21 protein-coding genes and 1 tRNA gene are annotated in these 26,897 nt (G+C 70.6%); 14 read left to right on the top strand and 8 right to left on the bottom strand.

The annotated features are described in order from the left end of the window. Positions 1-20 precede the first annotated feature (20 nt). Positions 21-1,625, bottom strand: coding sequence for a malate synthase A (gene aceB / locus ACFWH5_RS00815; protein WP_378833493.1), 1,605 nt, complete (start codon positions 1,623-1,625; stop codon positions 21-23). 217 nt (positions 1,626-1,842) lie between these two features. Here aceB and ACFWH5_RS00810 point away from each other — a divergent pair, with 217 nt between their 5' ends. Then, positions 1,843-3,294, top strand: coding sequence for a helix-turn-helix domain-containing protein (locus tag ACFWH5_RS00810; protein WP_378830688.1), 1,452 nt, complete (start codon positions 1,843-1,845; stop codon positions 3,292-3,294). Between the two features lie 26 nt (positions 3,295-3,320). Here ACFWH5_RS00810 and ACFWH5_RS00805 read toward each other — a convergent pair whose 3' ends face one another. Further along, positions 3,321-3,884: a TetR/AcrR family transcriptional regulator gene (locus ACFWH5_RS00805; protein WP_378830686.1), complete on the bottom strand. Its 564-nt coding sequence runs from the start codon at positions 3,882-3,884 to the stop codon at positions 3,321-3,323. 74 nt (positions 3,885-3,958) lie between these two features. Here ACFWH5_RS00805 and ACFWH5_RS00800 point away from each other — a divergent pair, with 74 nt between their 5' ends. Next, complete coding sequence (locus ACFWH5_RS00800; protein WP_378830683.1) at positions 3,959-4,657, top strand: MBL fold metallo-hydrolase; 699 nt, start codon at positions 3,959-3,961, stop codon at positions 4,655-4,657. A 55-nt stretch (positions 4,658-4,712) separates the two neighbouring features. Here the strand turns inward: ACFWH5_RS00800 and ACFWH5_RS00795 are convergent, their stop codons facing one another. The 4 genes from ACFWH5_RS00795 to ACFWH5_RS00780 all read right to left on the bottom strand — a co-directional run bounded on the left by ACFWH5_RS00795 (position 4,713) and on the right by ACFWH5_RS00780 (position 9,723). Next, positions 4,713-6,422 carry an amidase gene (locus tag ACFWH5_RS00795; protein ID WP_378830681.1) on the bottom strand — a complete coding sequence of 570 codons (1,710 nt, stop codon included), beginning with the start codon at positions 6,420-6,422 and terminating at the stop codon, positions 4,713-4,715. 1 nt (position 6,423) lies between these two features. After that, entirely contained in the window at positions 6,424-7,464 is a 1,041-nt protein-coding gene (locus ACFWH5_RS00790; RefSeq protein ID WP_378830679.1) for an agmatine/peptidylarginine deiminase, read from the bottom strand. 67 nt (positions 7,465-7,531) lie between these two features. Continuing rightward, positions 7,532-8,155: a TetR family transcriptional regulator gene (locus tag ACFWH5_RS00785; RefSeq protein WP_378830677.1), complete on the bottom strand. Its 624-nt coding sequence runs from the start codon at positions 8,153-8,155 to the stop codon at positions 7,532-7,534. Positions 8,156-8,181: 26 nt separating this feature from the next. Next, on the bottom strand, positions 8,182-9,723 hold the full coding sequence (locus tag ACFWH5_RS00780; protein WP_378830675.1) for a PucR family transcriptional regulator: 1,542 nt from the start codon (positions 9,721-9,723) through the stop codon (positions 8,182-8,184). Between the two features lie 98 nt (positions 9,724-9,821). On the opposite strand from ACFWH5_RS00780, the gene gabT reads away from it, so the two are divergent. From gabT to ACFWH5_RS00745, 7 genes are all read left to right on the top strand, one after another. Next, positions 9,822-11,180 (top strand): 4-aminobutyrate--2-oxoglutarate transaminase, encoded by a 1,359-nt coding sequence (gene gabT, locus ACFWH5_RS00775; protein ID WP_378830672.1) that lies wholly within the window; start codon positions 9,822-9,824, stop codon positions 11,178-11,180. Between the two features lie 89 nt (positions 11,181-11,269). After that, positions 11,270-12,634, top strand: a complete 1,365-nt coding sequence (locus ACFWH5_RS00770) for a flavin monoamine oxidase family protein (RefSeq protein WP_378830669.1) — start codon at positions 11,270-11,272, stop codon at positions 12,632-12,634. Then, positions 12,631-13,515, top strand: a complete 885-nt coding sequence (locus ACFWH5_RS00765; RefSeq protein ID WP_378830668.1) for a universal stress protein — start codon at positions 12,631-12,633, stop codon at positions 13,513-13,515. The genes ACFWH5_RS00770 and ACFWH5_RS00765 overlap by 4 nt, the downstream gene beginning before the upstream one ends. Then, positions 13,515-15,059 (top strand): APC family permease, encoded by a 1,545-nt coding sequence (locus tag ACFWH5_RS00760; RefSeq protein WP_378830666.1) that lies wholly within the window; start codon positions 13,515-13,517, stop codon positions 15,057-15,059. The genes ACFWH5_RS00765 and ACFWH5_RS00760 overlap by 1 nt, the downstream gene beginning before the upstream one ends. 32 nt (positions 15,060-15,091) lie before the next feature. Beyond that, positions 15,092-16,564 (top strand): NAD-dependent succinate-semialdehyde dehydrogenase, encoded by a 1,473-nt coding sequence (locus ACFWH5_RS00755; protein WP_378830663.1) that lies wholly within the window; start codon positions 15,092-15,094, stop codon positions 16,562-16,564. Between the two features lie 31 nt (positions 16,565-16,595). Next, the gene (locus tag ACFWH5_RS00750; protein WP_378830661.1) at positions 16,596-17,957 is read left to right on the top strand and encodes an NAD-dependent succinate-semialdehyde dehydrogenase; all 1,362 of its coding nucleotides are present in this window, start codon (positions 16,596-16,598) and stop codon (positions 17,955-17,957) included. Between the two features lie 316 nt (positions 17,958-18,273). After that, the gene (locus ACFWH5_RS00745) at positions 18,274-19,164 is read left to right on the top strand and encodes an endonuclease domain-containing protein (RefSeq protein WP_378830659.1); all 891 of its coding nucleotides are present in this window, start codon (positions 18,274-18,276) and stop codon (positions 19,162-19,164) included. Between the two features lie 67 nt (positions 19,165-19,231). Here the strand turns inward: ACFWH5_RS00745 and ACFWH5_RS00740 are convergent, their stop codons facing one another. Both ACFWH5_RS00740 and ACFWH5_RS00735 read right to left on the bottom strand, forming a co-directional pair. Next, positions 19,232-22,021: a hypothetical protein gene (locus tag ACFWH5_RS00740; protein ID WP_378830657.1), complete on the bottom strand. Its 2,790-nt coding sequence runs from the start codon at positions 22,019-22,021 to the stop codon at positions 19,232-19,234. Positions 22,022-22,055: 34 nt separating this feature from the next. Next, positions 22,056-23,870: an HSP90 family protein gene (locus ACFWH5_RS00735; protein ID WP_378830655.1), complete on the bottom strand. Its 1,815-nt coding sequence runs from the start codon at positions 23,868-23,870 to the stop codon at positions 22,056-22,058. A 210-nt stretch (positions 23,871-24,080) separates the two neighbouring features. Here ACFWH5_RS00735 and ACFWH5_RS00730 point away from each other — a divergent pair. The 5 genes from ACFWH5_RS00730 to rplA all read left to right on the top strand — a co-directional run bounded on the left by ACFWH5_RS00730 (position 24,081) and on the right by rplA (position 26,854). Beyond that, a tRNA-Trp gene (locus ACFWH5_RS00730) sits at positions 24,081-24,153 on the top strand. Between the two features lie 40 nt (positions 24,154-24,193). Continuing rightward, positions 24,194-24,460 carry a preprotein translocase subunit SecE gene (secE, locus tag ACFWH5_RS00725; protein WP_378830652.1) on the top strand — a complete coding sequence of 89 codons (267 nt, stop codon included), beginning with the start codon at positions 24,194-24,196 and terminating at the stop codon, positions 24,458-24,460. A gap of 41 nt (positions 24,461-24,501) precedes the next feature. Continuing rightward, positions 24,502-25,515, top strand: a complete 1,014-nt coding sequence (nusG, locus tag ACFWH5_RS00720) for a transcription termination/antitermination protein NusG (protein WP_378830649.1) — start codon at positions 24,502-24,504, stop codon at positions 25,513-25,515. 206 nt (positions 25,516-25,721) lie between these two features. Next, positions 25,722-26,153: a 50S ribosomal protein L11 gene (rplK, locus tag ACFWH5_RS00715; protein ID WP_378830647.1), complete on the top strand. Its 432-nt coding sequence runs from the start codon at positions 25,722-25,724 to the stop codon at positions 26,151-26,153. An 11-nt stretch (positions 26,154-26,164) separates the two neighbouring features. Beyond that, entirely contained in the window at positions 26,165-26,854 is a 690-nt protein-coding gene (gene rplA / locus ACFWH5_RS00710; RefSeq protein WP_378830646.1) for a 50S ribosomal protein L1, read from the top strand. The last annotated feature ends 43 nt before the right edge of the window (positions 26,855-26,897 follow it).

The following is a 26,897-nucleotide window of genomic DNA, read 5'->3' as shown; positions in this document are numbered from 1 at the left end:
CTTCGTGCGTGGGTGAACGGTCAGGCGGTCTCGGTGAGGAACCGGGTGTACGCGCCGAGGGTGAGGAAGGCCGGGAACTCGGGCTGCAGTGCGACCTCGCGGAAGACGTCCGCCGCGTCGTCGAATCGGTCGCCCTCGAAGCGGGTGGCCTCCGACAGCACCTCGCGGATCAGACCCTCGACGTACTCGGAGGTGATCGGCGTGCCGTCCTCGGTGCTGCGGTCCTGGTGGATCCACTGCCACACCTGGGAGCGGCTGATCTCGGCCGTCGCGGCATCCTCCATCAGGTTGTCGATGGCGACGGCGCCGAGGCCGCGCAGCCACGCCTCGAGGTAGCGGATCGCCACGGACACGTTGTCACGGACGCCCTGCGCGGTGATCGGCCGGCCGATGTGCAGGTCGAGCAGATCGGATGCCGTCACGTGCACGTCCTCGCGCAGACGGTCGAGCTGATGGGGGCGCTCGCCGAGCACGGCGTCGAATTCGGCCCGCGCGGTCGGGATCAGGTCGGGGTGGGCGACCCAGGTGCCGTCGAAGCCGTCGCCGGCTTCGCGCTTCTTGTCCGCAGAGACCCTCTCGATCGCGCGCCGGGTGACCTCCGGGTCGCGGCGGTGGGGGATGAACGCGCTCATGCCGCCGATCGCGTACGCGCCGCGCTTGTGGCAGGTCTGCACGAGCAGCTCGGTGTAGGCGCGCATGAACGGGACGGTCATCGTGACCTCGCTGCGGTCGGGGAGCACGAAGCGGGCGCCTCGGCCGCGGTAGTTCTTGATGATGGAGAAGATGTAGTCCCAGCGTCCGGCGTTGAGGCCGGCGCAGTGGTCGCGCAGCTCGTAGAGGATCTCGTCCATCTCGAAGGCGGCGGGCAGGGTCTCGATGAGCACGGTGGCGCGGATCGTGCCGTGCGGGATGCCGAGGTACTCCTCAGCGAACGAGAACACGTCGTCCCACAGCTTCGCCTCCTCGCTCGACTCGAGCTTGGCGATGTAGAAGTACGGACCGCGGCCGTCGGCGATGAGCTGCCGGGCGTTGTGCAGGAAGTACAGCCCGAAGTCGACCAGTGAGCCGGATGCCGCCGTCCGGCGCCCTGCGCGGTCGGTGAACTCGATGTGCATCTCGGGCAGGTGCCAGCCGCGTGGTCGCATCACGATGGTGGGGGTGCGGTCGGCGGTGACGCGGTACTGCTTGCCCTCCGGCGACGTGTAGGCGAGTTCGCCACGGATGGCGTCGCGCAGCGACAGCTGCCCGCCGATCACGTTGCGCCAGGTGGGGCTGGTGGCGTCCTCCTGATCGGCCAGCCAGACGCGTGCGCCGGAGTTCAGCGCGTTGATGGTCATCTTCGGGTCGGTCGGCCCGGTGATCTCGACGCGACGGTCCTCGAGACCAGGGCCCGCACCGGCGACGCGCCAGCCGGCGTCCGCGCGGATGTGCGCGGTGTCGTCGCGGAAGCGCGGGTCGTGCCCGTTGCCGATCTCGAAGCGGCGTCGCATCCGGTCGGCGAGTCGGTCGTGGCGGCGACTGGCGAAGCGGTGGTGCAGTTCGGTGAGGAAGGCGACGGCCTCCGTCGTGAGGATCTCGGCGAAACGCTCGTGCATCGGGCCGGTGATGCGCATCGCCGGACCCATGCCGACCGATGCGGCGGTGCCGGCGATCCGGGTCGGGGCGGTCGGCGACGCGGTGTGAATGGTCATGATCTGTCTCCTCCGTGAGATGTCGGTCGACACGGCGTGTGTCGAGCGCCGGGTGGCTTGGCATCCACTCTGAGAGAAGAACGAGCGTCTCTTCGACCACCTGGGCGGAGAAGGTTCTGGAAAATTCTGTTTCTGTGACAGAATCGGCGCCATGAGCACCGCTGACGTCGCAGAAGACACCGATGCCCTCACGATGGGGCGCCGCATCCGTCAGCTCCGCACCGCTCGCAGGATGACCCTCGAGGAACTCGCCGCCGCGGTGGATCGCGCGCCCAGCCAGCTGTCGATGATCGAGAACGGCAGGCGCGAGCCCAAGCTGTCGTTCCTGCAGTCCATCGCGCGGGCGCTGGGCACCACGATCGACGCGCTGCTCGAGGGCGAGCCGCTCGATGAGCGCAGCACCATGGAGATCGCCCTGGAGCGCGCGATGAAGGGACAGACCTTCCAGGCCCTCGGCCTGGCGCCGTTCCGCATCGCCAAGAGCGTGCCGACGGACGCGCTCAAGGTGATGCTCGCCCTGCACGGCGAGATCGAGCGTCTGCGCGACGAGCGCGCGGCGACGCCGGAGGAGGCGCGCCGGGCGAACGTCGAACTGCGGCACCTGATGCGCACGCAGGACAACTACTTCGCCGACCTGGAGCGGCAGGCCGCAGAGATTCTCACCGCGGTGAAGCATCCGGGCGGGCCGCTCACCCAGCGCACCGCGTCGGAGATCGCCGCGCACCTCGGATTCACGCTGCACTACGCACCGGATCTGCCGCAGACCACCCGCAGCGTCGCCGACATCGCCCATGGCCGGCTGTATCTCTCGAGCCGCGTGCCGACCAGGGGCGACGCGCGCGCCGCCGTGCTGCAGGCGCTGTCGAGTCGCATCCTCGGTCATGGCGAGCCACGCAGCTACGCCGAGTTCCTGCGCCAGCGGGTCGAGACCAACTATCTGACCGGAGCTCTGCTGGTGCCGGAGGCGCACGTCGTGCCGGTGCTGCAGGATGCGAAGGCGCGTCGCGCCATCTCGATCGAGGATCTGCGAGACGCGTACTCGGTCTCATACGAGACCGCGGCGCACCGGTTCACGAACCTCGCGACGCGCCACCTCGGCATCCCCGTGCACTTCCTGAAGGTGCACGAGTCGGGCACGATCACCAAGGCGTACGAGAACGACGACGTGAACTTCCCCACGGACCGGCTGGGGTCGATCGAGGGGCAGATGTGCTGCCGGCGCTGGACGAGCCGTGTCGTGTTCGACGTCGAGGACCGGTTCAACCCGTACTACCAGTACACCGACACCGGCAACGGCACCTACTGGTGCACCGCCCGCGTCGAGGCGTCGAGCGAGGGCATGCACTCGGTGAGCGTCGGCGTGCGCTTCGACGACACGAAGTGGTTCGTGGGGCGGGACACTCCGCATCGCGGCGTGTCGAAGCATTCCGTCGAGGCGTGCTGCCGCCGTGCGCCGGCCGATCTGGAGAAGCGCTGGCGTGAGAACTCGTGGCCGAACGTGCGCACTCCGCGGACGCTGCTGGCCACCCTTCCCACCGGTGCGTTCCCGGGGGTCGACGCGACCGAGGTGTACGAGTTCCTCGAGGCGCACGCGCCCCGGTAGTCAGCGACGTCGCCTCGCGGGGTGCTTCAGGGCCGCGCGCCGATGGTGCTGAGCAGGGCGTCCAGTCCGTACTCGAACGCCTCGTCCACGTCGCCGCCGAGACGGAAGGCGCCCGCCTGTTCCATCGTGCAGAAGCCGTACACCCACGCGGTGAAGGTGCGCGCGGCGGGCAGCGGGTCACCAGGAACCGCGGCCGACACCGCGGTGAGCAGCGCCCCCAGCAGCGGCTCCGCGGATGCACGCGAGGGCGCCGCCCGCTCCGAGGGTGCGGCGAAGAGCAGCGCCGACACCCGGGGTGCCGTGGCGGCGAAGGCGCGCAGCGCGCGGGCCAGGCCGGTGAGGGTCTCCGCCGGCGTGCGGCCCGGTGCGCCGAGTTCCGCCATGCCGTCGACGAGCTCGCGTACGGCGTCCTCCGCCGCGAGGCGCAGCAGGTCGTGCCGGTGTGCTGCGCGCTTATACAGGCTGGGCGTGCGCACGCCCACCTCGGCGGCGACGGAGCTCATGGTGACCGCGTCGATCCCCTCCGCCTCAGCGATCCTGCGGATGGCGGCGACGAGGTCCTCCTGGCTGACGCGCCGGGGTGCGGGCATGTGCTTCCTCCGATCCGATGCGTTGATCCTATGGCTATTGACATTAGCCATCAAGGCTACGTACCGTAACTTACATGAATGCACAGCTCATCCGCATCGGCGACGACCTGGTCGCCATGCACGCCGTCGCGACAGACGAGGGCGTCACACTGATCGACGCCGGCCTACCGGGAGACCGCCGGACGCTCGAGCGAGCACTCCGCGCCGCCGGACGCGGACTCTCCGACATCCGCGGCGTCGTCCTCACTCACGGCGACAGCGACCACATCGGCGTGGCCGAGTGGCTGCGGGCCACGCACGGGGTGGCGGTGCACGTCCATGAGGACGACGCCGCCCGGGCGAGGGGAGAGGTGAAGTCGCACGCGCCGGGAGGCGCATGGAAGCTGCCGGCGGCCGCCCGCTTCCTGTTCGCCGGCGTGCGACGCGGCGCCCTGCGCACGCGCAGCATCCGCGAGGTGCGGGTGTTCCGCGACGGCGACGTGCTCGACCTGCCCGGCAGGCCGGAGATCATCGCCTTGCCCGGTCATTCGCCCGGGTCGGTCGCCATCCGCGTGCCCGCCGTCGACGCGCTGTTCGTCGGTGACGCGATCACCACCAGGAACGTGCTCACCGGGGTCTCGACGGTCGCGATCGCCCCGTTCAGCGACGCGCCCGAGCAGACGCCGGACAGCCTCGAGAGGCTGCGTGGACTGCCGGAGCGGCGCATCGTCCCCGGGCACGGGCCCGAGTTCCACGGCTCGGTCGACGAGCTGCTGGGTGCGCTCGCCCGCTGACGCGGGGCGTCCGTCCGCCGTCGACCCGATTCCGCCCGCTCAGGTCTCCGGCGGTTCAGAGCCGCGGCGTGCGCGGCGGGGGAGTGCGGCGCTCGCCGGGTGCGCCGGCCGCCTCGAACGCGCAGGCCAGGCGGAGCAGCGCCGCGTCGTCGTACGCGCGGCCGATGAAGGTCAGGCCGATCGGCATCCCGATGTCGGCCATCAGCCCCATGGGCACCGTGACGCTCGGGATCCCGAGGTGGCGCATGGCGAGGTTGCCGTTCGCGATCCACGTGCCGTTGCGCCAGCCGAGGTCGGCCGACGCGGGATTCACGTCCATGTCGGCCGGACCCACATCGGCGACCGCCGGGAACGCCACGGCATCGAGGCCGAGCTCGTCCATCCACGCCTCGAGATCGACGCGCCGGGTCTCCTCGAGGCCGCGCAGGCCCTGCTCGAGGTCGGGCATGTCCGCCAGTCCGGCGCCGGGGTGCGCGCGCACCCACGCGGGATACTCGGCGATGTCGTCATCGAACCCGGTGTACCGGTCGGGCAGCGCGCCCTCCGGATGCGGGAAGATCGTGGCGCCGTCGACGGCGGCGAGGGTGTGCAGCGCCGGGTCGCCGTTGGCCTGCAGGAAGTCCTCCCAGCCCCATGCCGACAGGTCGACGATCTCGCGCCGCAGGTACTCCGGGCTCACCAGCCCCCGGGTGGCGATCGTCGGCGCCCCCGGTCGGTCGCCCTCGTAGTGCGACACCACGGGGAAGTCCACGTCGACGACGACGGCCCCGGCCGTCTCCAGATCGCGGCGCGCGGCCTCCCAGCGCGCGATCACGGAATCGCGCGTCTCGATCCGCCGGCCGGTCGGGCCGCCGATGCCCGAGTTCTGGGCCGTCCCGGCATCCGGGTCGGCATTGATGTACATCCTGGGGATGCCGATTCGCACACCCGCCAGTGCGGCGCCGTCGGACAGTGCCGGATACGACGACGGGCGCACCGCCGACGCTGCGGGCAGGGCGACCCACGGCTGCGCCCGCCAGAAGTCCCCGCGGGTCTCGTCATCGTCGGCGACCACGACGTCGAGCACCTCGAGCAGGTCGGACATGGTGCGGGTGTGCGGCACGACGACGTCCATAGTGGGGACGAGCGGCCAGTTGCCGCGCACCGAGATGATCCCGCGCGAGGGCGTGTAGGCGCACAGTGCGTTGTGGGAGGCCGGTCCGCGCCCGCTCGACCAGGTCTCCTCGCCGAGGCCGAACGCCGCGAAGCTCGCGGCCGTGGCGGTGCCCGAGCCGTTGGACGACCCGGAGGCGAACGGCGCGGTGAGGAAGTCCGCGTTGTACGGGCTCTCGGCGCGCCCGTACACACCGCGCTGCATGCCGCCGTTCGCCATCGGCGGCATGTTCGTCAGCCCGAGGCAGATCGCGCCGGCCTCCCGCAGCCGCTCGATCGTGAAGGCGTCGCGCTGTGCGACGAGGTCCTGGAAGGCGGGGCTGCCGGACGCCGCGGTGAGCCCGCGCACGAGATAGCTGTCCTTGGCGGTGTACGGGATGCCGTCGAGCGGCCCGAGCGTCGCGCCTCCGGCGCGCCGCTCGTCTGAGGCGACCGCCTCGGCGTGCGCCTGCGGATTGCGCACCACGACGGCGTTCAGACGGGTCGCGGTCGCAGGGCCGTCGTAGGCGTCGATGCGGGCGAGGTACGAGTCCACGAGCTCGACGGCCGTCGTCTGCCCGGACTCCAGGGCGGTGCGCAGCTCGGCGATGGACTTCTCGACGACGTCGAACATCTCAGGCCCCCTTCGGCAGCGCGGGCTGCTGCTGCGTGATGCAGTGGATTCCGCCGCCGCGGTCGAAGAGCGGGCGGGCGTCGACCGAGACGACCGTGCGACCGGGGTAGGCATCCGACAGGATGGCCCTCGCCGTCGCGTCGGCCCCTTCGTCGCCGAAGCTGCAGGCGATCACGCCGTCGTTCGTGACGAGGTGGTTCACGTAGCTCCAGTCGACGAAGCCCTCGTCGTCGCGCAGCGTCGACGGAGCGGGCAGGTCGACGATCTCGAGGGCTCGGCCGGCGGCATCCGTCTGCCCGGTGAGGTGCGCGCGCAGCTCTTCGGTGACGTGGTGATCGGGGTGCGCCGGGTCGGTCTGCGAGTGCAGCAGCAGCCGGCCGGGTGAGGGGATCGTGGCGACGATGTCGACGTGGCCGTTGGTGCCGAACTCGTCGTAGTCGCGGGTCAGGCCGCGTGGCAGCCAGATCGCCGTCGTCGCACCGATGGTGCGGCGCATCTCGGCCTCGACGCGAGCGCGGTCGAGATGCGGATTGCGCCGCGGATCGAGCTGCACGGTCTCGGTGAGCAGCACGGTGCCCTCGCCGTCGACGTGGATGCCGCCGCCTTCGTTCACCAGTGCCGAGCTGATCCGCTCGGCGCCGACGTGCGCCGCGATGACGCGGGCGTGCTCGGCGGAGCGCCGCCATTCGGCCCACTCCGGTGCACCCCAGCCGTTGAACACCCAGTCGACGGCGCCGAGGACTCCTGGCCGCTCGTCGTCGACGACGAACGTGGGGCCGGAGTCGCGCATCCAGAACTCGTCGACCGGCGCCTCGAGGATCTCGATCTGCGCCGACAGCATCCGGCGGGCTCTGCTGAGCTCGCTGGGATCGACGAGCATCGTGACGGGCGCGAACTCGCTGACCGCGTGGGCGACGGCGGTCCACGTCGCATACCCCTCATCGCGCAGCGCGTCCGTGTCGCCGAGCGTGACGCCCTCGCGGGGGAAGGCCATCCAGATCCGCTCGTGTTGACCGGTCTCGGCCGGCATGCGCCACGTCATGGAGTCTCCCGTGTCTTATTGGCCGCGTGTATAACAACAGCGAGGCTATCCGCCTTCGTCCGCGGCGTCAAGCGATGCGCTGCAGGCTGCCGCTGTCCAGGCCGAGGACGCGCTCCGCCGTCTCGGCCACGAAACCGGCGGCGGTCGCCGCCGCGAAGGCCTCAGGGTCATTGGCGTACGCGCAGACCCCGTCGACGGCGAGCAGGATGCGCACGGCGGCGGACGCGGCATCGCGGGCGGAGAAGTCACCGCTGCGCACGCCGTCGTCGATCAGCCGGCGAAGGCGTTCGTGATCCTTGCCGTCCTGCTCGGCCAGGGCCGCCGCCAGCGGCGGGCTGAACCGCGACAGGTGCCGTGCGTTCAGCCACAGGCGCGCGAGCGGCCCGGCGTCGACACTGTCGTTCACCCGCGCCAGATGCGCGATGCGCTCGATCGGCGTGCCCTCTGCGGGGAACATCAGCTCCCGGTCGGCCGATGCCGCGGCGACGAACGCCTCGACGACGAGATCCTCGGCGGCGCTGAAGTAGTGCGTGATGAGTCCGTGCCTGATCTCCAGCCGCTCGGCCACGGCGCGGAGCGTGACCCGCTCCAGGCCGTCGGCGAGGGCGAGCTCGGCGGCGGCGGAGAGGATCTGCGCACGGCGTGCGGCGGGAGCGAGACGTGTCGTGCGCGGCGCCGGAGTCGACATCATGCCTGCCATGCTAGGTCGCGCCCGGATCAGGGCGCGGGACGCGTGGCGTCGCGGACCGCCGGCGGTGCACCCGAGGATGCGCGCAGCGCCGCCCAGATCTCTGCGCGCGCCGGGAACGACGTGAGGTCGGCATCGAGCAGACCCGCGGCCTGCGCGATGCGGGTGCGGAGGGTGTGCCGGTGGATGCCCAGCGCCGTCGCGGCCGGCTCCGCCCTGGTGTCGTGCTCGAGCCAGACGATCAGCGTGCGCTCGAGCTCGGTGCCGTTGGCCGCATCGTGCCGGCGCACCGGCGCGAGCCTGCTCTGCGCGATGAGCCTGGCCTCGTCGGTGGCCAGCGCGTCCAGCATGCCTCCGCTCGCCGTCAGCGCATAGCGCACGGCGCCGACCGATCCACGGCGCAGGGTGGTGAGCGCCTGCGCGTACGCCTGCGAGAAGGCGGCGTAATCGGTCGGCTCGGAGACGCCGATGCGGATCTGCAGCTGCGCCGCGAGCTGGTCGAGCGCATCCGCGTCCGCCGCCGGGATGCACATCACGAGCCCTTCCGGGCCTTCGGCGATGAACGCCGCCGTGCCGGTGTCCGCACGACGGCGATCCCACCAGTCGAGCACGGCCGTCGTGCGCGGAGCATCCGTCATCGCGACCAGGACGGGTGCCGGCGGCAGGGCGCCGAGGACGCGACGGGCGAGCGCCGGGTCGTCGTCGCGCAGCGAGGCGAGCAGCTGCGTGTGCAGCCGGCGCCGGGCGCGGGAGGTCTGCTCGTTCTGCTCGAGCGCGAGTCCGGCCATGGCGATCACCGACGTCACGACGGCGCGCGTCTCCGGATCGAGTGCGGCCGCGGCGATCGCGATGACGCCGCGCAGGTGACCGGTGCGCCCCAGCGTGAACAGCGTGTAGGCGGTGTCTGCGCTCTCGACGGTGCGGCTCGCCGAGCCGCCGCGCGCCAGCAATTCCGTCACTCCGGCGGCGACCTCCGTCGAGTCCGCGATCCGAGACGGATGCTCGTGGGCGAGCGCGCCGGTGGCGTCGAACATGCCGACCCAGCATCCCAGCCGCCGTGACAGCTCCGACAGCGTCGCCTCCAGCCCGCGCGGGCGCAGCGCCGCGATCGCGAGGGCGCGCTGCGCCTCGAGCGCCCAGGTGCGCCTGGCGTACGCCTGCGCGGCGATCGCCTCGGCGTGAGCGCGTGCGATCGCGAGGAACGGGATGTCGTAGGGCACCTCGAACAGGGCGAGTCCTCGCTCGACGCAGGCCGAGACGAGCTCGTCGGGCACGCCGACGCGGTGCACCCCCGACCCGAAGCCGAGTGCCAGCACGCCGCGGCGCTCGAGGCGCGACACGTAAGCGGCCACGCCCTCGGCGTCGTGCTCGGCGAACTGCGTACCGGTCGTCAGCAGCACGAGGTCCTCGGCGAGGAACGGAGTCGGGTCGGCGAGGTCGGAGTTGTGCACCCACCGCACGGGACGATCGAGGGCGTCGTCGGGCAGTGCCGCTTCGTCGACGACCAGGCGCAGACGCAGATCGCTGCGCTCGATCAGGGTGCGCAGCGTCGGCGCGGCGACGGGTTCCACGGGTGCTCCTCGAGGCGTTGTCCAGTCCGGCGAATGGCTCGTCTCGATTGTACGGTTCGGCGAGTGCATGGCGGTCGCGGTCGTCGTAGCCTCGCCGCATGACACTCATCGACGAGACCACTTCCGCGCCGACCGGCGGGCCCGCTCTTGCGCAGGTCCGTCGCGTCACCACCCCGCTGCCCGGCCCGCGCTCGGCCGAGATCCTCGCCCGCAAGTCCGACGCGGTCGCCGCCGGCGTGGCGCACTCCATGCCCGTCTCGGTCGTCGCCGCGGGCGGTGGCGTCGTCGTCGACGCCGACGGGAACTCGCTCATCGACCTGGGCAGCGGGATCGCGGTCACCACCGTGGGCAACGCGCACCCGAAGGTCGCCGCCGCCGTCGCCGCGCAGGCCGCGCAGTTCACCCACACCTGCTTCATGGTCTCGCCCTACGAGTCGTACGTCGAGGTCGCCGAGGCGCTGAACCGGCTCACGCCCGGCGACTTCGCGAAGAAGAGCGCACTGTTCAATTCGGGTGCCGAGGCGGTCGAGAACGCGATCAAGATCGCCCGCAAGCACACCGGCCGCCAGGCCGTCGTCGCCTTCGACCACGGCTACCACGGCCGCACCAACCTCACCATGGCCCTGACCGCCAAGTCGATGCCCTACAAGAGCGGCTTCGGTCCGTTCGCCCCCGAGGTGTACCGGGTGCCCGGGTCGTACCCGCTGCGCGACGGCCTCACCGGCCCCGAGGCCGCGGCGCGCGCCATCACCCTCATCGAGAAGCAGATCGGCGCCGGCAACCTCGCGGCCGTCATCATTGAACCCATCCAGGGTGAGGGCGGCTTCATCGTGCCGGCCGACGGGTTCCTCGACGCGATCGTCGAGTGGAGCCGCGCCAACGACGTGGTCTTCATCGCCGACGAGGTGCAGACCGGCTTCGCCCGCACCGGTGCGATGTTCGCCAGCGAGATCTTCGGCATCGAGCCCGACCTGATCACCACGGCCAAGGGCATCGCCGCGGGTCTTCCGCTCGCCGGTGTGACCGGCCGCGCCGAGATCATGGACGCCGCCCACGCCGGCGGCCTGGGCGGCACGTACGGCGGCAACCCGATCGCCTGCGCGGCGGCCCTCGCGGCGATCGACGCCTTCGAGAACGACGGCCTCATCGAGCGTGCCCGGCAGATCGGCGAGATCCTGTTCGCACGGCTGAACGACATCCGCGAGAACGACCCCCGCATCGGCGAGGTGCGCGGCCACGGCGCCATGGTCGCGGCCGAGTTCGTGAACCCCGAGACCGGTGAACCGGACGCCGCGCTCACCGCTGCCGTCGCCAAGGCCTGCGTGGCCGAAGGCGTCATCGTCCTCACCTGCGGCACCTTCGGCAACGTGATCCGCTTCCTGCCTCCGCTGTCCATCGGCGACGACCTGCTGGGCGAGGGCCTGGACGTCGTCGCCGCCGCCCTGGCCGGCGCCTGAGACCGTCGGCCGCGATCCCGGTCGGGGGATCACGGATCGCGGCCGGCACACCCTTACCCCGAGCATTCCCGTATCGAAGGAGATCATCCATGACCGAGCACGAGATCAGCCGCGACGTCGTGGTCATCGGCGCCGGCGCCGCAGGGCTCACCGCCGCGAACGAGCTGCGCAAGGCGGGGCTCTCCGTCGCGGTGCTCGAGGCGCGCGACCGCGTCGGCGGCCGGCTGTGGACCGACGTCATCGACGGTGCCACCCTCGAGATCGGCGGCCAGTGGGTCTCGCCGGATCAGGATGCGCTGAAGCAGACCATCGCCGAACTGGGGCTCGAGACCTTCAGCCGCTACCGCGACGGCGACAGCGTCTACGTCGGCCCCGACGGCCGGTCCCGGCGCTTCACCGGCGAGATGTTCCCCGTCGCACCCGAGACCGAGGCGGTGATCGCCGAGATCACCGAACGGCTCGACGCCATGGTCGCCGAGATCGACACCGACCGTCCCTGGGAGCACCCGAACGCGGCCGAGTGGGATTCCGTGTCATGGGACGCGTGGCTGCACCGGCAGACCGACGACGACGAGGCCATCCGCAACCTGGCCTTCGCCACCGGCTCGGCGATGCTCACCAAGCCCACGCACGCCTTCTCGCTGCTGCAGTCGCTGCTCATGGCGGCATCCGCCGGATCGTACTCGAACCTCGTCGACGCCGACTTCATCCTCGACAAGCGCGTGGTCGGCGGCCTGCAGCAGGTGCCGCTTCTGCTCGCCGAGCGGCTGGGCGACGACGTCCGCCTGAACCAGCCGGTCCACCGCCTGGAGTGGTCCGACAGCGGGGTCGTCGCGCACACCGACGACATCGCCGTGCGGGCGCGTTTCGCGATCCTCGCCCACGCCCCCGTGCTGTACAGCCGCATCGCGTTCCAGCCGCCGCTGCCGCGCCGCCAGCACCAGCTGCACCAGCACCTGTCGATGGGCTTCGTCATCAAGGTGCACGCCGTGTACGACCGCCCGTTCTGGCGCGAGCAGGGACTCAGCGGCACCGCGTTCAGCCCCTACGAGCTCGTGCACGAGGCCTACGACAACACCAACCACGCCGACGAGCGGGGCACCCTCGTCGGCTTCGTGTCGGATCGCAACGCCGACGGCGTCTTCGAGCTCTCGGCCGAGGAGCGCAGGGCGCGCATCCTCGAATCGCTGTCGCACTACTACGGTGCCGAGGCGAAGGATCCCGTCGTCTACTACGAGAGCGACTGGGGCAGCGAGGAGTGGACCCGCGGCGCGTACGCGGCGAGCTTCGACCTCGGCGGACTGCACCGCTACGGCGCCGATCTGCGCGCCGCGGTCGGCCCGATCCACTTCGCCTGCAGCGACATGGCCGGTGCCGGCTATCAGCACGTCGACGGCGCGATCCGCATGGGCCGTCTGGTGGCCGAGACCATCGTCGACGAGAGCCGCTCGTGAGCGCGCCCCTCGTCGTCGGGTACACCGCGACGGATGCCGGGTCCGACGCCCTGGCGCTCGGCATCCGCCTGGCCCGCAGTCTCGACGCCGCACTGCACCTCGTGATGGTGCTGCCCGCCGAAGGGACCAGGAACGCCGCGGTGGCGCCGGAGCGCGCCTATGAGGACCTGCTGCGCGGCCAGGCGCGCGATTGGCTGGCCGAGGCGGTCACGCGCGTGCCCGACGGCCTCACCCGCAGCGGCCACGTGCGCTTCGCCGAGTCGTTCGCCGAGGGGCTCATCGCCGCCGGCGAGGAGTTCGGCGCACGACTGATCGTGGTCGGCGCCGCCGGCGGCGGGCTGTTCGGCCGGCACCGGCTGGGCAGCGTCGCCGGCGAGCTGCTGCACTCGTCGACCGTCCCCGTCGCCCTGGCTCCGGCGGGCATCGCCCGGCAGGACGAGCAGGCCGTGACCCGGGTGACCGCAGCGCTGGGCACCCGTCCCGGTGCCGATGCGCTGCTCGATGAGGCCGTCGCCCTGGCCGGTGACGCCGGTGCGGGACTGCGCCTGGTCTCGCTCGTGCCGTTCGACGTGCCGCCAGGGCTCGACACGGGCATGATCCGGCTCGTCGGCGACGCCCACGCGCAGGACGTGCTGGCGGCGGCCCGTGAGCTGCTGCCCGACGGCGTCCGCGTCGAGAACGAGCAGGCACCGGGCGACAGCGTCGAGGACGCCGTCGCACACCTGGACTGGATGCCGGGCGAGGTCGTGCTGGTCGGCTCGAGCCGGCTCGCCCAGCCGCGCCGTCTCTTCCTGGGCTCCACCGCGGCGAAGATGCTGCACGTGCTGCCCGTCCCCATGATCGTCGTACCGCGCACCCGCGCAGAGGCAGGAGTCCGCTGATGACCAGCACAGACCGGGCGATGGAGCCCGAATCCGGAGTGACGACCGGGATCTCCCAGAAGGGGCTGAGCGCCGGCGCGGTCGGCGTGCTCGGCGCCGTCGTCATCGGCGTCTCCACGATCGCGCCCGCCTACACCCTGACCGCCTCGCTCGGACCCACCGTCGCCGTCGCCGGCACGCAGGTGCCCGCGATCATCCTCGTCGGCTTCATCCCGATGCTGCTGACCGCCTTCGGCTACCGCGAGCTCAACCGCGTGATGCCGGACTCCGGGACGTCGTTCACCTGGGGCGTGCGGGCCTTCGGACCCTGGATCGGCTGGATGACCGGCTGGGGTCTCGTCGCCGCGACGGTCATCGTGCTGTCGAACCTGGCAGGCATCGCGGTGGAGTTCCTGTTCCTACTGATCGCCCAGCTCAGCGGCAACGCCGCCATCGCCGATCTCGCGTTCAACCCGTTCATCAACGTGATCGTCTGCCTGCTGTTCATGCTCGGTGCCACCCTCGTGTCGTACCGCGACATGCAGACCACTCAGAAGTTCCAGTACATCCTGGTCGGCTTCCAGGTGCTCGTGCTGGTCATGTTCGCCGGCGTCGCCATCGTCAAGGCCGTGCAGGGTGAGGCGCCCGAGCCGACGGCATTCTCATGGTCGTGGTTCAACCCGTTCGAGGTGCCCACGTTCAGCGCGTTCGCCGCGGGCCTCTCGCTGTCGATCTTCATCTTCTGGGGCTGGGACGTGGTGCTCACCATGAACGAGGAGACCAAGAACCCCGAGAAGACCCCCGGTCGTGCCGCGATGGTCACCGTGGTGATCGTCGTGAGCCTGTATCTGCTGCTGTCCATCGGGCTCATCATGTTCGCCGGCGTCGGCGGCGGCGGCCTCGGACTCGCCAACGAGGACATCTCGGCGAACGTCTTCTTCGCCCTGTCGGACCCGGTGCTCGGCCCGTTGGCCTTCCTCGTCTCGCTCGCCGTGCTGTCGAGCTCGGCGGCGTCACTGCAGTCGACCGCGGTCGGCCCGGCCCGAACCCTCCTGGCGATGGGGCACTACGGCGCACTGCCGAAGACGTTCGCCCGGGTGAGCCCGCGGTTCTTCACCCCTGGCTACGCCACCATCGTGTCGGCGGTCGTGGCCTCGGTGTTCTACGCGGTCATGCGTCTGCTGAGCGAGAGCGTGCTCACCGACACCATCCTGTCGCTCGGCATGATGATCTGCTTCTACTACGGGCTCACCGCCTTCGCCTGCGTCTGGTATTTCCGCCGGCAGTGGTTCGACTCGGCGCGCAGCTTCTTCTTCACGTTCCTGTTCCCGCTCGTGGGCGGCGGCATCCTGGCGGTGCTGTTCGTGACCACGCTGATCGACTCCATGGACCCCGCCTACGGCAGCGGGTCGAGCATCGGAGGGCTCGGGCTGGTGTTCGTCCTCGGCGTCGGCATCATCGTGGTCGGCGTCGCGATCATGATCTGGCAGTCGATCCGGCGCCCGGCCTTCTTCCGCGGTGAGACCCTGGGTATGGACGCTCCGCCCAGCCTGCGTCGCCGCTGACCTTTCCATCCCCCACAGAATCGAGACGAATCATGAGCACACTCGCATCGAACGAGCAGGAGCTGCTCGCCCGCGTGCCCTCCGGGCTGTTCATCGGCGGCCAGTGGATCGACGCCGAGGAGGGACGCACCTTCGACGTGCACGATCCCGCCACGAATGACGTCATCGCCTCCATCGCCGACGCGACGCCCGCCGACGGCACCCGCGCCCTTGACGCCGCCGTGGCCGCACAGGACGACTGGGCGGCGACACCGCCCCGCACCCGCAGCGACATCCTGCGCCGCGCGTTCGACCTGGTGCAGGCGCACAAGGAGGATCTCGCGCTGCTGATGACGCTCGAGATGGGCAAGCCGCTCGCCGAGTCGCGCGGGGAGGTCGTGTACGGTGGCGAGTTCCTGCGCTGGTTCAGCGAAGAGGCCGTGCGCATCACCGGCCGCTACGGACTGAACCCCGAGGGCACCGGCCGCATGGTCGTCTCGCAGCGTCCGGTCGGTCCGTCGTTCTTCGTGACGCCGTGGAACTTCCCGTTCGCGATGGCCACCCGCAAGATCGCCCCCGCGCTCGCCGCCGGATGCACCGTGGTGATCAAGCCCCCGGCGCTCACCCCGCTCACGACCATGTTCTTCGCGAAGCTCCTCGAAGAGGCCGGTCTGCCGGCCGGTGTCGTGAACGTCGTGCAGACCACCCGCTCGGGTGCGCTGTCGGGCCCGATCATCGCCGACCCGCGACTGCGCAAGCTCTCGTTCACCGGATCGACCGAGGTGGGTCGCAAGCTCATCGCGCAGGCCGCTGAGGGCGTGCTGCGCGTGTCGATGGAGCTGGGCGGGAACGCCCCGTTCGTCGTCTTCGAGGATGCTGATCTCGACAAGGCCGTGGACGGCGCCATGCTGGCGAAGTTCCGCAACATCGGGCAGGCCTGCACGGCGGCGAACCGCTTCATCGTGCACCAGGACGTCGCTGAGGAGTTCGCCCGCCGGGTGACCGAGCGAGTGCAGGCGATGAAGATCGGCCGTGGCACCGAGGAGGGTGTGGCGATCGGCCCGCTGATCGATGCGGATGCCGTCGCCAAGGCGCAGGAGCTCGTCGGCGACGCCGTCGATCGCGGTGCGCGACTGCTCGCCGGCGGCAACGCCCTGCAGGGCTCGGGCACGTTCTACGAGCCGACCGTGCTCACCGACGTGGTCGCGGGCAGCGACATCCTGCGCGAGGAGATCTTCGGACCGGTGCTCGCGATCGCGACGTTCGCCGACGAAGCCGAGGCCGTGCGCATGGCGAACGACACCGAGTACGGACTGGTGTCGTACGTGTTCACCGAGGACCTCGGCCGCGGGCACCGCATGATCGACGCGCTCGAGACCGGCATGATGGGCCTCAACGTGGGCGTGGTGTCCAACGCCGCCGCCCCCTTCGGCGGTGTGAAGCAGTCCGGCATCGGCCGCGAGGGCGGTTTCGAGGGCATCCACGAGTACCTGTCCACCAAGTACACGCTCATCCCGAACAGCTGACCGCCGCATCCATCCCCGGAAAGGACCAGACATGACCGACTACGCCGTCGTCAACCCCGCCACCGGCGAGACCGTGGCCACCTACGACACCTTCACCGACGCCCAGATCGAAGACGCCATCGCGCGCGCGGCATCCGCCGCGGTGACGTGGGCGGCGACCGCGCCCGCCGACCGCGCCGCCGTGATCCGTCGCATCGCCGAGCTGCACCGGGAGCGCAAGGACGAACTCGGCGCGATCATCGTGCGCGAGATGGGCAAGCCGATCGCCGCGGCCGTCGGCGAGGTCGAGTTCGCCGCCGACATCATCGAGTTCTACGCCGACAACATCGAGAAGATCACGGCCGACCAGCCGCTCGACATCGAAGGCGACGGCACCGCCGTGGTGCGCCGCGCTCCGCTGGGGGCCCTGCTCGGCATCATGCCGTGGAACTTCCCCGCCTATCAGGTCGCCCGGTTCGCGGCGCCGAACCTCGCGATCGGCAACACGATCATCCTCAAGCACGCCCCGCAGTGCCCGGGGTCCGCAGCCGCGATCGAGGCGATCTACCGCGACGCCGGCCTGCCGGACGGCGGGTACGTCAACGTGTACGCCACGAACGATCAGGCGGCGACGATCATCGCGGACGCGCGCGTGCACGGCGTCTCGGTGACCGGGTCGGAGCGGGCCGGGGCGGCCGTCGCCGAGGTCGCGGGTCGCAACCTCAAGAAGGTCGCGCTCGAACTGGGCGGGTCCGACCCGTTCATCGTGCTCAGCGCCGACGACCTCGACGCGGTCGTGCAGAACGCGGTCGACGCCCGTCTGGACAACAACGGGCAGTCGTGCAACGGCGCGAAGCGCTTCATCATCGTGGACGGGCTGTACGAGGAGTTCACCTCGAAGTTCGTCGCGTCGCTCGCGGCGGTCGACGCGGAGGACCCCACGCAGGAGTCGACCGTGCTCGGCCCGCTGTCGTCGCTGGCCGCCGCCGAGCATCTGCAGCAGCAGATCGACACCGCGGTGAAGCAGGGCGCGACGCTGCTCACCGGCGGCACCCGCGAGGGCGCGTTCTTCGCCCCGACGGTGCTCGCCGACGTCACCGCCGACATGGACGTGTACCGCGAGGAACTCTTCGGCCCCGCCGCGGTGGTCTACCGCGTGGCGGACGAGGACGAGGCCGTGAAGCTCGCGAACGACACGTCCTTCGGTCTCGGCTCGTACGTGTTCACGACGGACGCGGAGCAGGCGGAGCGCGTCGCGAACGGCATCGAGGCCGGCATGGTCTATGTCAACCTCGTGCTCGCCGACAGCCCGGAGCTGCCCTTCGGCGGCGTGAAGCGCAGCGGCACCTCGCGCGAGCTGGGCCTGCTGGCCGCCGACGAGTTCGTCAACAAGAAGCTCGTCCGCAAGGCCTGAGCGCGGCTCGGATCACCGAGACGACGCCCCGCACCGACGCCTCGCACCGGTTCCCCGGTGCGGGGCGTTCGCGTTTCTGAGTCCCCCTGCGGGTGAGGGGCCACAAAACGTCGCATCCGCGCGTCCCCATGCCGCCGTTCCTGACCTCTCGCGAGCACGCATCTCGTCGAGAGGCCGCGAACCGTCGGGTGGAGGGGCGAAGATCCGACGCTCTCTGACCTTTCGATCGCTCTGCACATTCCGGGAGAAAGCGGGGAAGCGGGCGGACCCTGTGGACAGAAGCGATTCTCGTGTCGGGGCGGACGAGCATCGGAACATGCGTCCCGCACCCCTGCCACCGGGTACACCCCGTGCGTTCACCGTCGCGGCGGCGCGGCGACGCGGCGTGAGCGTGGGTCGGCTGCGCGCGAAGGACCTGACGATGCCCTTCCACGGCACTCGTGCACGGACGGAGCTCGACGCGGCGGAGGCGCTGCGGCTTCTCATGGAGGTGCTGCCCGCGCAGGCTTTCGTCTGTGGTCTCACCGCGGGGGCACTGTGGGGGATGCCGCTGTCGGAGCGGGATGAGCGTGACGCCTGGGGTCGCCCGAGGATCGGCGTGCCGGAGTCCGACACACGGATCCGGCGTCCCGAGGTCGTCGGCCACCGGCTGCACATCGCTCCCGAGGACGTCGTGGAACGATCCGGCATCCGCACGCTGTCCGTACCGCGGACCTGGATCGATCTGTCGCGAGTGCTTCCGCTCGGCAGGCTCGTGGCGGTGACGGATGCTGTGCTGAGTCGTCGGAATCCGCTCGCCGATCTCGACGACCTGCGCGCCGCGGATGCGCGCTTCCGCGGCGGGCGCGGAGCTGTGCGGCGTCGTGAGGCACTGGAGCTGCGCGATGACCGCGCGGAGTCGCCGCGCGAATCCATGGTGCGGGTGATCCTCGTGCTCGCCGGGCTGCCGCGCCCCGAGTGCAACGTCGACATCTTCGATCGGGGCGAGTTCGTGGCGAGGGTCGACCTGCTGTATCGGGATGCCGGAGTGATCGTCGAGTACGACGGCGACTATCATCGCGATCCCGATCAGTGGAGCAGAGACCAGATCAGACGGGCACGCCTCGAGGCGATGGGGTATCGGGTCACGGTCGTCACGCGGCGGGACTTCGACGATCCGCAGGCACTGGTCGCCCGCATCCGCCGCCTGCTGTTCGCGCGCCGGTGACCGCGGGTCGGGCGTCGAGGGGTCGGAGAACGTCCGTTCACGCGCACAAGACAGAGGAGAGCGGTGCTCAGTCGAGCAGCGCGCGCACCTCGGCGGCCTCACCGGAGCGACCCAGGTGCTCGAGCACGTCACCGAGCTCCAGCGCCGCGACCTGACGCAGCGGCGGGCTCTCCGCCGCCCGATCGAGCACGCCGCGGTACAGCGCCACAGCGTCGTCGTGCCGCTCGACCGACACCAGCGTGCGGGCCGCGAACAGCTCCGACGCACCCGCCGACGCTGCATCGTCCAGGGCACCGAATCCGTCGGCGGCGGTGAGCAGCGCAGACACGCCCTCGTCGACCCGGCCGACCTCCACCAGCGCCCGTCCGCGCGAGTCGGTCACGTCGGCCAGCAGCCAGTCCGCCTCGTGCTCGACCGCCAGGGCCGCCACCTCGTCGAACAGTCCGAACGCCCGCTCGTTGGATGCTCCGCCGTACGCCTGCCCCAGGTTGTGCAGCACCTCGACGATCGCGCCGACGGCCTGCGTCGGCCGCACCAGCTCGGCGGCCTGCTCGAGCAGTTCGCGCGCGTCGGAGTGCTCGCCGAAGCGCGCCAGGATCTTCGCCTGCTCCGTGAGCATGAGCGCCTGCTCGGCCGGCTCCGCGGCGGCACCGTGCAGTTCGGCGGCGTAGCCGAAGGCGCCCACAGCCTGCCCGAACTCCTCGGACGCCGCGAGGGCGCGGGCGAGCATGCCGACGGTGAGCGCCCGCGACGATTCGGGAACGGACGTCTCCTGCTCGTGCTGCAGCACCTCGCCGAGCAGCTCGGCCGCCTCAGCGGCGTGGCCGGCGTTGAGCATCGCACGCCCCAGCCGGAAGTTCGCGCCGGCGACATCGCCGCCGTGCTGCCTGATCAGCTGCGCGCCGAGCCGGAACCGCAGCAGGGCGCTGTCGGCGTCGCCGGCATCCTCCCAGAGGGCGCCGGCGAGCATCTGTGCCGCCGCGAGCGACTGCGACCCTCCGAGCGCGGCCAGGATCGACCCCGCCTCATCGGCGTCCGCCGCGCCGTCGGCGAGACGACCGGCCCCGCCGCGCATCCGCGCCCGGGTCTCGAGCACGCGGGCGCGCTGACCGGGGTTGAGGTCGTCCTGCGCGAGAAGCGCCTCCACGATGCCCTCGGCGCGCTCCATGTCGCCGGCGCGCAGCAGCGCCATGAGGGCCATCAACGACGTACCGGCGACCAGGCGCGCGTCGCCCGCCTCATCGAACGCCCGCGCCGCGTGCTCCGCGAGATCCAGGGCGCCCGCGCTGTCGTCGCGGCACAGCAGGCACGAGGCCAGGGTCAGCGCCAGATCGCCTCGTGTCCACGCCGGCAGGCGGCCGGCATCCGCCCACTCCCGCTCGAGGGCGGCGACATCCTCGTCGTCGGCACGGCCGAACAGGGCCAGCCCCACCCTGTCCTCCAGCGCGGCCTGTTCGGGCATGCCCGCCTGGCGCAGCGCCTCCGAGCGCGCGGGCAGCAGGCCTGACGCATCGTCCCACTGCTCCAGCGAGGCCAGCGCGCCGATGCGCAGGCCCAGCAGCCGCGCCCGCTTCTCGCCCTCGACGGATGCCGCATGCGCTGCCGCCGACAGCGCATCCGCCTCGGAGCCGTAGCTGCCCAGCGCCACCGCGCGATCGAACCAGCCCTCGGCGTCCTGCGGCGCCGGAGCCGCCGCCGTCGGGAGGAAGGCGTCGGAGCGGATCGGCACGTCCCAGCGCGCGGAGCTCAGTCCGCGCAGCCGCGCACGCCGGATGGCATGGCCGTCGGTGCCGTCGCGCTCGTCGAACGCCGCGCCGATGCGATCGGCGGCGGCCCCTGCGACGGTCGCCAGCTCGGATGCCGTCCACACGCCCTCCCGCGGGCCGAAGAACGTCTCCAGAGCCCGCGCGTCGGCACCGCGCACGGGCGTGTCGCCGTGGCCGACCGCCACGACCCGGTCGAGCGCGAAGGCGATGGCCGAGAGCGCGGCGAAGTGCCCCTCGACGTTCAGTGGATCGTGGGCCAGCCAGGGCAGGTGGCGCTCGACCATTGCCAGCGCCCTGGCCTCGTTGCCGGTGACGGCGGCGAAGACGAGGTGGTTGGCGATGATGCCGATGTTGTCGGGGTTGTCCTTCGCGAGACGGTAGCTGCGCAGGTGCGCCGAGCGGGCGTCGTCGAGGCGCTCCGCTCGCAGATAGGGGAGGAGTGCGCGGGACAGGGCGTGCTCGGGCTCCTCGCCGCACGAGAAACCGCCCTCGATCATCTCCTCGACCAGGCGGATCGCCTCGTCATCGCGGTCGGTCTCGGCGAAGAACCCGGCCACCTGGCTGCGTCCGCACGCATCGCAGTGGCTGTAGTCGTCGCGGGGCGTGGTCTCCAGCTGCACCCGCAGCCGCTCGGCGTCATCGAAGCGGCCGGCGTCCCAGGCGTCCTCGAAGCGGGCGGTGAGGACACCGCTCATGCCGAGCCCGGCGCGCTGATAATGCGTTTCCATGTCATCGAGCACGGCGGCGATCTGCTCCGCCGAGAACGCAGGGGAGGAGCGCAGTGCCGACGCCATCCATTTGAACTGCCACATCAGGTCGGCGGCGCCGCTCTCGATGTCGAGCGGGAAGCGCACGGGGTCGGCGTCGTGCCGCGCGAGGCACCAGGCGAAGGAGTTCAGCATGAGGTCGGTCTGGCCGCCCATGTTCGCCGATGCGGTCTGCCGCATCCGGGCCTGATATTCGCGCTGCTCGTCACCGAGCTCCTGCGCCAGAGCGATCGCCTCCGCGACCAGCGCCTGCTCGGCCGGGCCCCACGGCGTGCGGTCGATCTCCTCCAGCAGCTGCGAGAAGCGCGTTTCCGGTGATGCCATCGAGATCCTCCTGAGATCGGACGGGAACGGCAGGTCAGAGGTCGAAGGGGAACCCGTCCGTGCGGACGCCGGCAGACAGGGCGACGAGATCGGTCAGCGCCGCGGTCATGAGGGTGCGGTCGGCGTCGGACAGCGGGTGATGCCCGGCGAGCAGGGCCTGGATGTAGAGCAGCTGCACGGTGCGCGAGAACACCGCCTCGTCGTCGACGCCGGAGAGCGTGCGCACCACAGGGTTCGACCAGTTCAGGCACAGTCGGGCGGTCTGCGCATCGTCGCGCGGCGCCCCCGTCGCATCGTCGATGCGGGACAGCACGCCGCCCCACAGTGCGTTCGTGATGCCCCTCGTGCGGCCGCGGTCGATGGCGCGCAGGACGGTGGGGTCGGCGGCGTACAGACCGGTGAGGTCGGTGCGGTCGATCGAGCGCACCAGCACCGAGCATCCGGATGCCGCCAGCACCGCGCTCGCGCGATCCTCCAGCGCGACGGCGGCGGCGCGATCATCGAGCGGGGGCGGGTCGAGGCGGTCGAGCTCACCGGTCACGTCGATCTGCTCGACGGTGAGGTGCGGGTACTGCTCCGGCAGCGAGGCGACGAGATCGGCGTCGAACAGGTAGCCGCCGTTGACCAGCACCTCGGATGCCGGAACGATGCCCGCCACCTGCCGGAACTCGTCGACGGTGCGGGCGAATCGCACGTGACCGAACCGCTCGACGAGATCGTCGATGCGCATCGAGCCGTGTGTGGTCTCGACCGTCAGCCAGCGGGTGATGAAGCGGGCGAGCTCCGCATCGTGCCGCACCAGCGACTTCAGCCCCAGTTCGTGGACGGCGACGAACTGCGCGAGCCGATGTGGCGCGGTCAGGCCCAGTTCCAGCACCCAGCGGCGGATGCCGGCGCCCAGCTGCTCGCGCACATGCTCCAGGGCCCGGTCCTCGACGAGGGACTCGCGGCCGGCGGTGGGAGACAGCCCCGACGAGTCGACCACGGCGCGCACGAAGAACGCCCAGTCGGGCAGCACGTCTGCAGCCCGCTCGGACAGCAGCATCCGGCCGAGATACATCCGGGTCGCCTGACGGGCGCTCGGCGGCGGTGCATAGGGCAGCACGTACGCGAGGCCCCGCGTGCCGGTGGCCGGCTCGCCGATCTCGATCACGTCCAGGGGTGCGGCGCCGATCAGGTCGCGGCCGTACTCGAGGGCGGCATCCGTCCCGCCCTCACCGAGGAAGGGGACCGGCCGCGTGATCTCCCGCTCGCCGCCCGGCGTCTCGACGATCACCCGCACCGGCAGGAACTCGGCGAACGTCGTCGCCAGCTCGCGCACCGCCGCGGGGCGCAGCAGGTCGTCGGCGTCGAAACGCGGCGTCAGGTGCACGCTGGTGCCCACCGGCAGCCGCTCCTCGAGTTCGACGACCCGGAAGGTGCCGTCGGCGTCGCCGGTCCACTCCACGCTCGCGCCGCCTTTGGCGCTCTGCGACCGGATCACGATCCGGTCCGAGATCATGAAGCAGCTCAGCAGGCCGATGCCGAACTGTCCGAGGTAGTCGCTGCGCGGCATGTCGAAGATGTCGCGCTTCGAGCTGCGGCCGACCGTGGCGAGCAGGTCGGCGACCTCGGCGGTGGTCAGGCCGACGCCGTCGTCGCGCAGGACGAACTCGGCGCTCGAGTCGCTGAGCGGGGTGATGCGGATGCTGCCGCCGGCGCCGTCCACCTCGGAGCGGGCGGCGATCGCGTCGCGGGCGTTCTGCAGCAGCTCCCGCAGGTACACCCGGGGGCTGGAGTAGATGTGCCGGCTCAGCAGGTCGACGACGCCCCGCAGGTCGACCTGGAACTGCTGCACATCCGCGCTCATCGAGGCCCCTCCCGCCGTGCCGCTCGCCGAGACTAACAGTCTGCCCGAGTCGGCTGCGTGCCGGGTCGCGGGGGTGCGACGCACGCGGGAGTCGCCCTCGGTTCGGCCGGGCCTCCAGGATGACGTACACTTGAGGGGCAGTTGTCTGCATCCTTCGCCGTGCCCGAGACGGCGCGCGACGGACGCGGACCCAGAGGCCACCCGGTCTCTAGGGCGGTAGCTCAATTGGCAGAGCAGCGGTCTCCAAAACCGCAGGTTGCAGGTTCGATTCCTGTCCGCCCTGCGCGTCAGCGCACACGCTGACTCACGAAAGGTACGTCAGGATGGATCAGGACGAAGTTCGCGGCGACGTCGTCGCAGCAGGCTCGTACTCCCTGGGTGACAAGAAGCTCGGCTTCTTCGGCCGGATCGCCCTGTTCTTCCGCCAGGTGATCAGTGAACTGCGCAAGGTCGTCACTCCGACCCGCAAGGAACTGATCAAGTACACGCTCGTCGTGCTGGTCTTCGTGGTGATCGTGATGGGCCTGGTCTACGGTCTGGACTGGGTGTTCGGAACCGCCACTCATTACGTGTTCGGAGTGCCGAGCTGACGCACCTGCGGCGACTGTCGCAGTGATTGGAAAGATTTAAAGTGTCTGAACGATATTCCGACGACGCCGACTGGGCCACCGCCGCAGAGCAGTCCAGCGAGGAGGACGAAGCCCAGGAGGGCAACGTCCTGGCCGAGCAGGAGCTCTCGGCCACCTCGGCGGAGCACGTCGCCTTGCATGTCGAGGGTGACGGCGAGGTCGAGGAGTACGACAGCACGGATGACGACACCGACATCGACGACCCGGAGGCGGACGCGATCGTGAACGACGCTCTCAACCTGAACGAAGCGGCCGAATCCGAGGCCGCCGCTGAGGTTCTCAACGACGCTGTGGCGGAGGAGACCGCCGAAGCGGAGGAGGCCTCGGCATCCGAGGTGACCCCGTACGACGGACCCGACGTGAACGGCGACGACGACGGGGAGCCGGCGGAGGAGGACCCGTACGAGGCGTTCCGCGCCGACCTGCGGATGCTGCCCGGCAAGTGGTACGTCATCCACTCGTACGCCGGCTTCGAGCGCAAGGTGAAGGCCAACATCGAGCAGCGCAAGTCGACGCTCGAGGTCGAGGACGACATCTACCAGATCGAGGTCCCCATGGAGGACGTCGTCGAGATCAAGAACGGCCAGCGCAAGATGGTCACCCGCGTGCGCATCCCCGGCTACGTGCTGGTGCGCATGGAGCTCAATGAGGACACCTGGTCGGTCGTGCGCCACACGCCCGGTGTCACCGGCTTCGTCGGCAACGCTCACAACCCGACGCCGCTGCGCTTCGAAGAGGCCTTCAACATGCTGAAGTCGCTCGTCGAGGTCAAGGACGTCCCCACCGCCAAGTCCATCGCGGCGAAGGGCGGCGTCGCCGTCGCACGCCCCGTTATGGCAGAGGTCGACTTCGAGATCGGCGAGACGATCACCATCAAGGAAGGCTCGTTCGCGGGCCTGCCCGGCTCGATCAGCGAGATCAAGCCCGAGAGCGGCAAGCTCACGGTCCTCGTCTCGCTCTTCGAGCGCGAGACCCCGGTCGAGCTCTCGTTCGACCAGGTCACGAAGATGATCTGACGAACCGCTTCGCGCACGCCCCGGCCGGCTCTCCGGCGCGGGGCGTTCGCGTTCCCGGGACCCGGACCGCGCATCCGTCCGGATCGGGTAGACTGACAGGGTTTGTGTGCCGCTTCGGCGTGCGCGCGAGCAGCACCGCGCCCCGGAGACGCCGGGTCCGCGGGAGAGGGATGCCGCACGGCATCCACTCGACGAAAGGAAAGAGAATGGCACCGAAGAAGAAGGTGACCGGCCTGATCAAGCTTCAGATCAACGCCGGTGCAGCCAACCCGGCGCCGCCGATCGGCCCCGCGCTCGGTCAGCATGGCGTCAACATCATGGAGTTCTGCAAGGCGTACAACGCCGCGACGGAGTCGCAGCGCGGCAACGTCATCCCCGTGGAGATCACCGTCTACGAGGACCGCAGCTTCACGTTCATCCTGAAGACCCCGCCGGCAGCAGAGCTGATCAAGAAGGCGGCCGGTGTGCCGAAGGCCTCGGCCACCCCGCACACCGTCAAGGTCGGCAAGATCACCAAGGACCAGGTTCGTCAGATCGCCGAGACCAAGCAGGCCGACCTGAACGCGAACGACATCGACGCCGCGTCGAAGATCATCGAGGGCACCGCGCGCTCGATGGGCATCACGGTCGAGGGCTGAGGGAGATAACTATGGCTACCAAGTCCAAGGCTTACAAGAACGCCGTCGCGAAGATCGAGGCAGACCGCTTCTACACGCCCACCGAGGCCGTCGTCCTCGCGAAGGAGACCGGTTCGGCGAAGTTCGACTCCACGGTCGAGGTCGCGCTGAAGCTCTCCGTCGACCCGCGCAAGGCCGACCAGATGGTGCGCGGCACCGTCATGCTCCCGCACGGCACCGGCAAGACCGCCCGCGTCATCGTGTTCGCGAACGGCCCGGCCGCTGAGGCCGCCATCGCCGCGGGTGCGGACGAGGTCGGCGGCACCGAGCTGATCGAGAAGGTCGCCGCAGGGTGGACCGACTTCGACGCAGCAGTGTCGACCCCGGAGCTCATGGGCCAGGTCGGTCGTCTCGGTAAGGTGCTCGGCCCCCGCGGCCTGATGCCGAACCCGAAGACCGGCACCGTGACCCCGAATCCGGCCAAGGCCGTCGAGGAGATCAAGGGCGGAAAGATCGAGTTCCGCGTCGACAAGCACGCCAACGTGCACTTCATCGTCGGCAAGGCCTCGTTCTCGGCTGAGCAGCTCGACGAGAACATCAAGGCCGCCCTCGAGGAGATCGTGCGGCTGAAGCCGTCGAGCTCGAAGGGCCGTTACATCCAGAAGGGCGCTGTGTCGACCACGTTCGGCCCCGGCATCCCGCTGGACGTCAACGCCATCTGAGCCTGACGCTCTCGCGAAGGCCCTCGGACCCGCCGGTCCGAGG

Source organism: Microbacterium sp. NPDC058345 (genome assembly GCF_042723855.1).
GTDB lineage: Bacteria > Actinomycetota > Actinomycetes > Actinomycetales > Microbacteriaceae > Microbacterium.
Note: the sequence above shows the minus strand (reverse complement) of the source record. Positions and strands in the feature narration are given on the sequence as shown.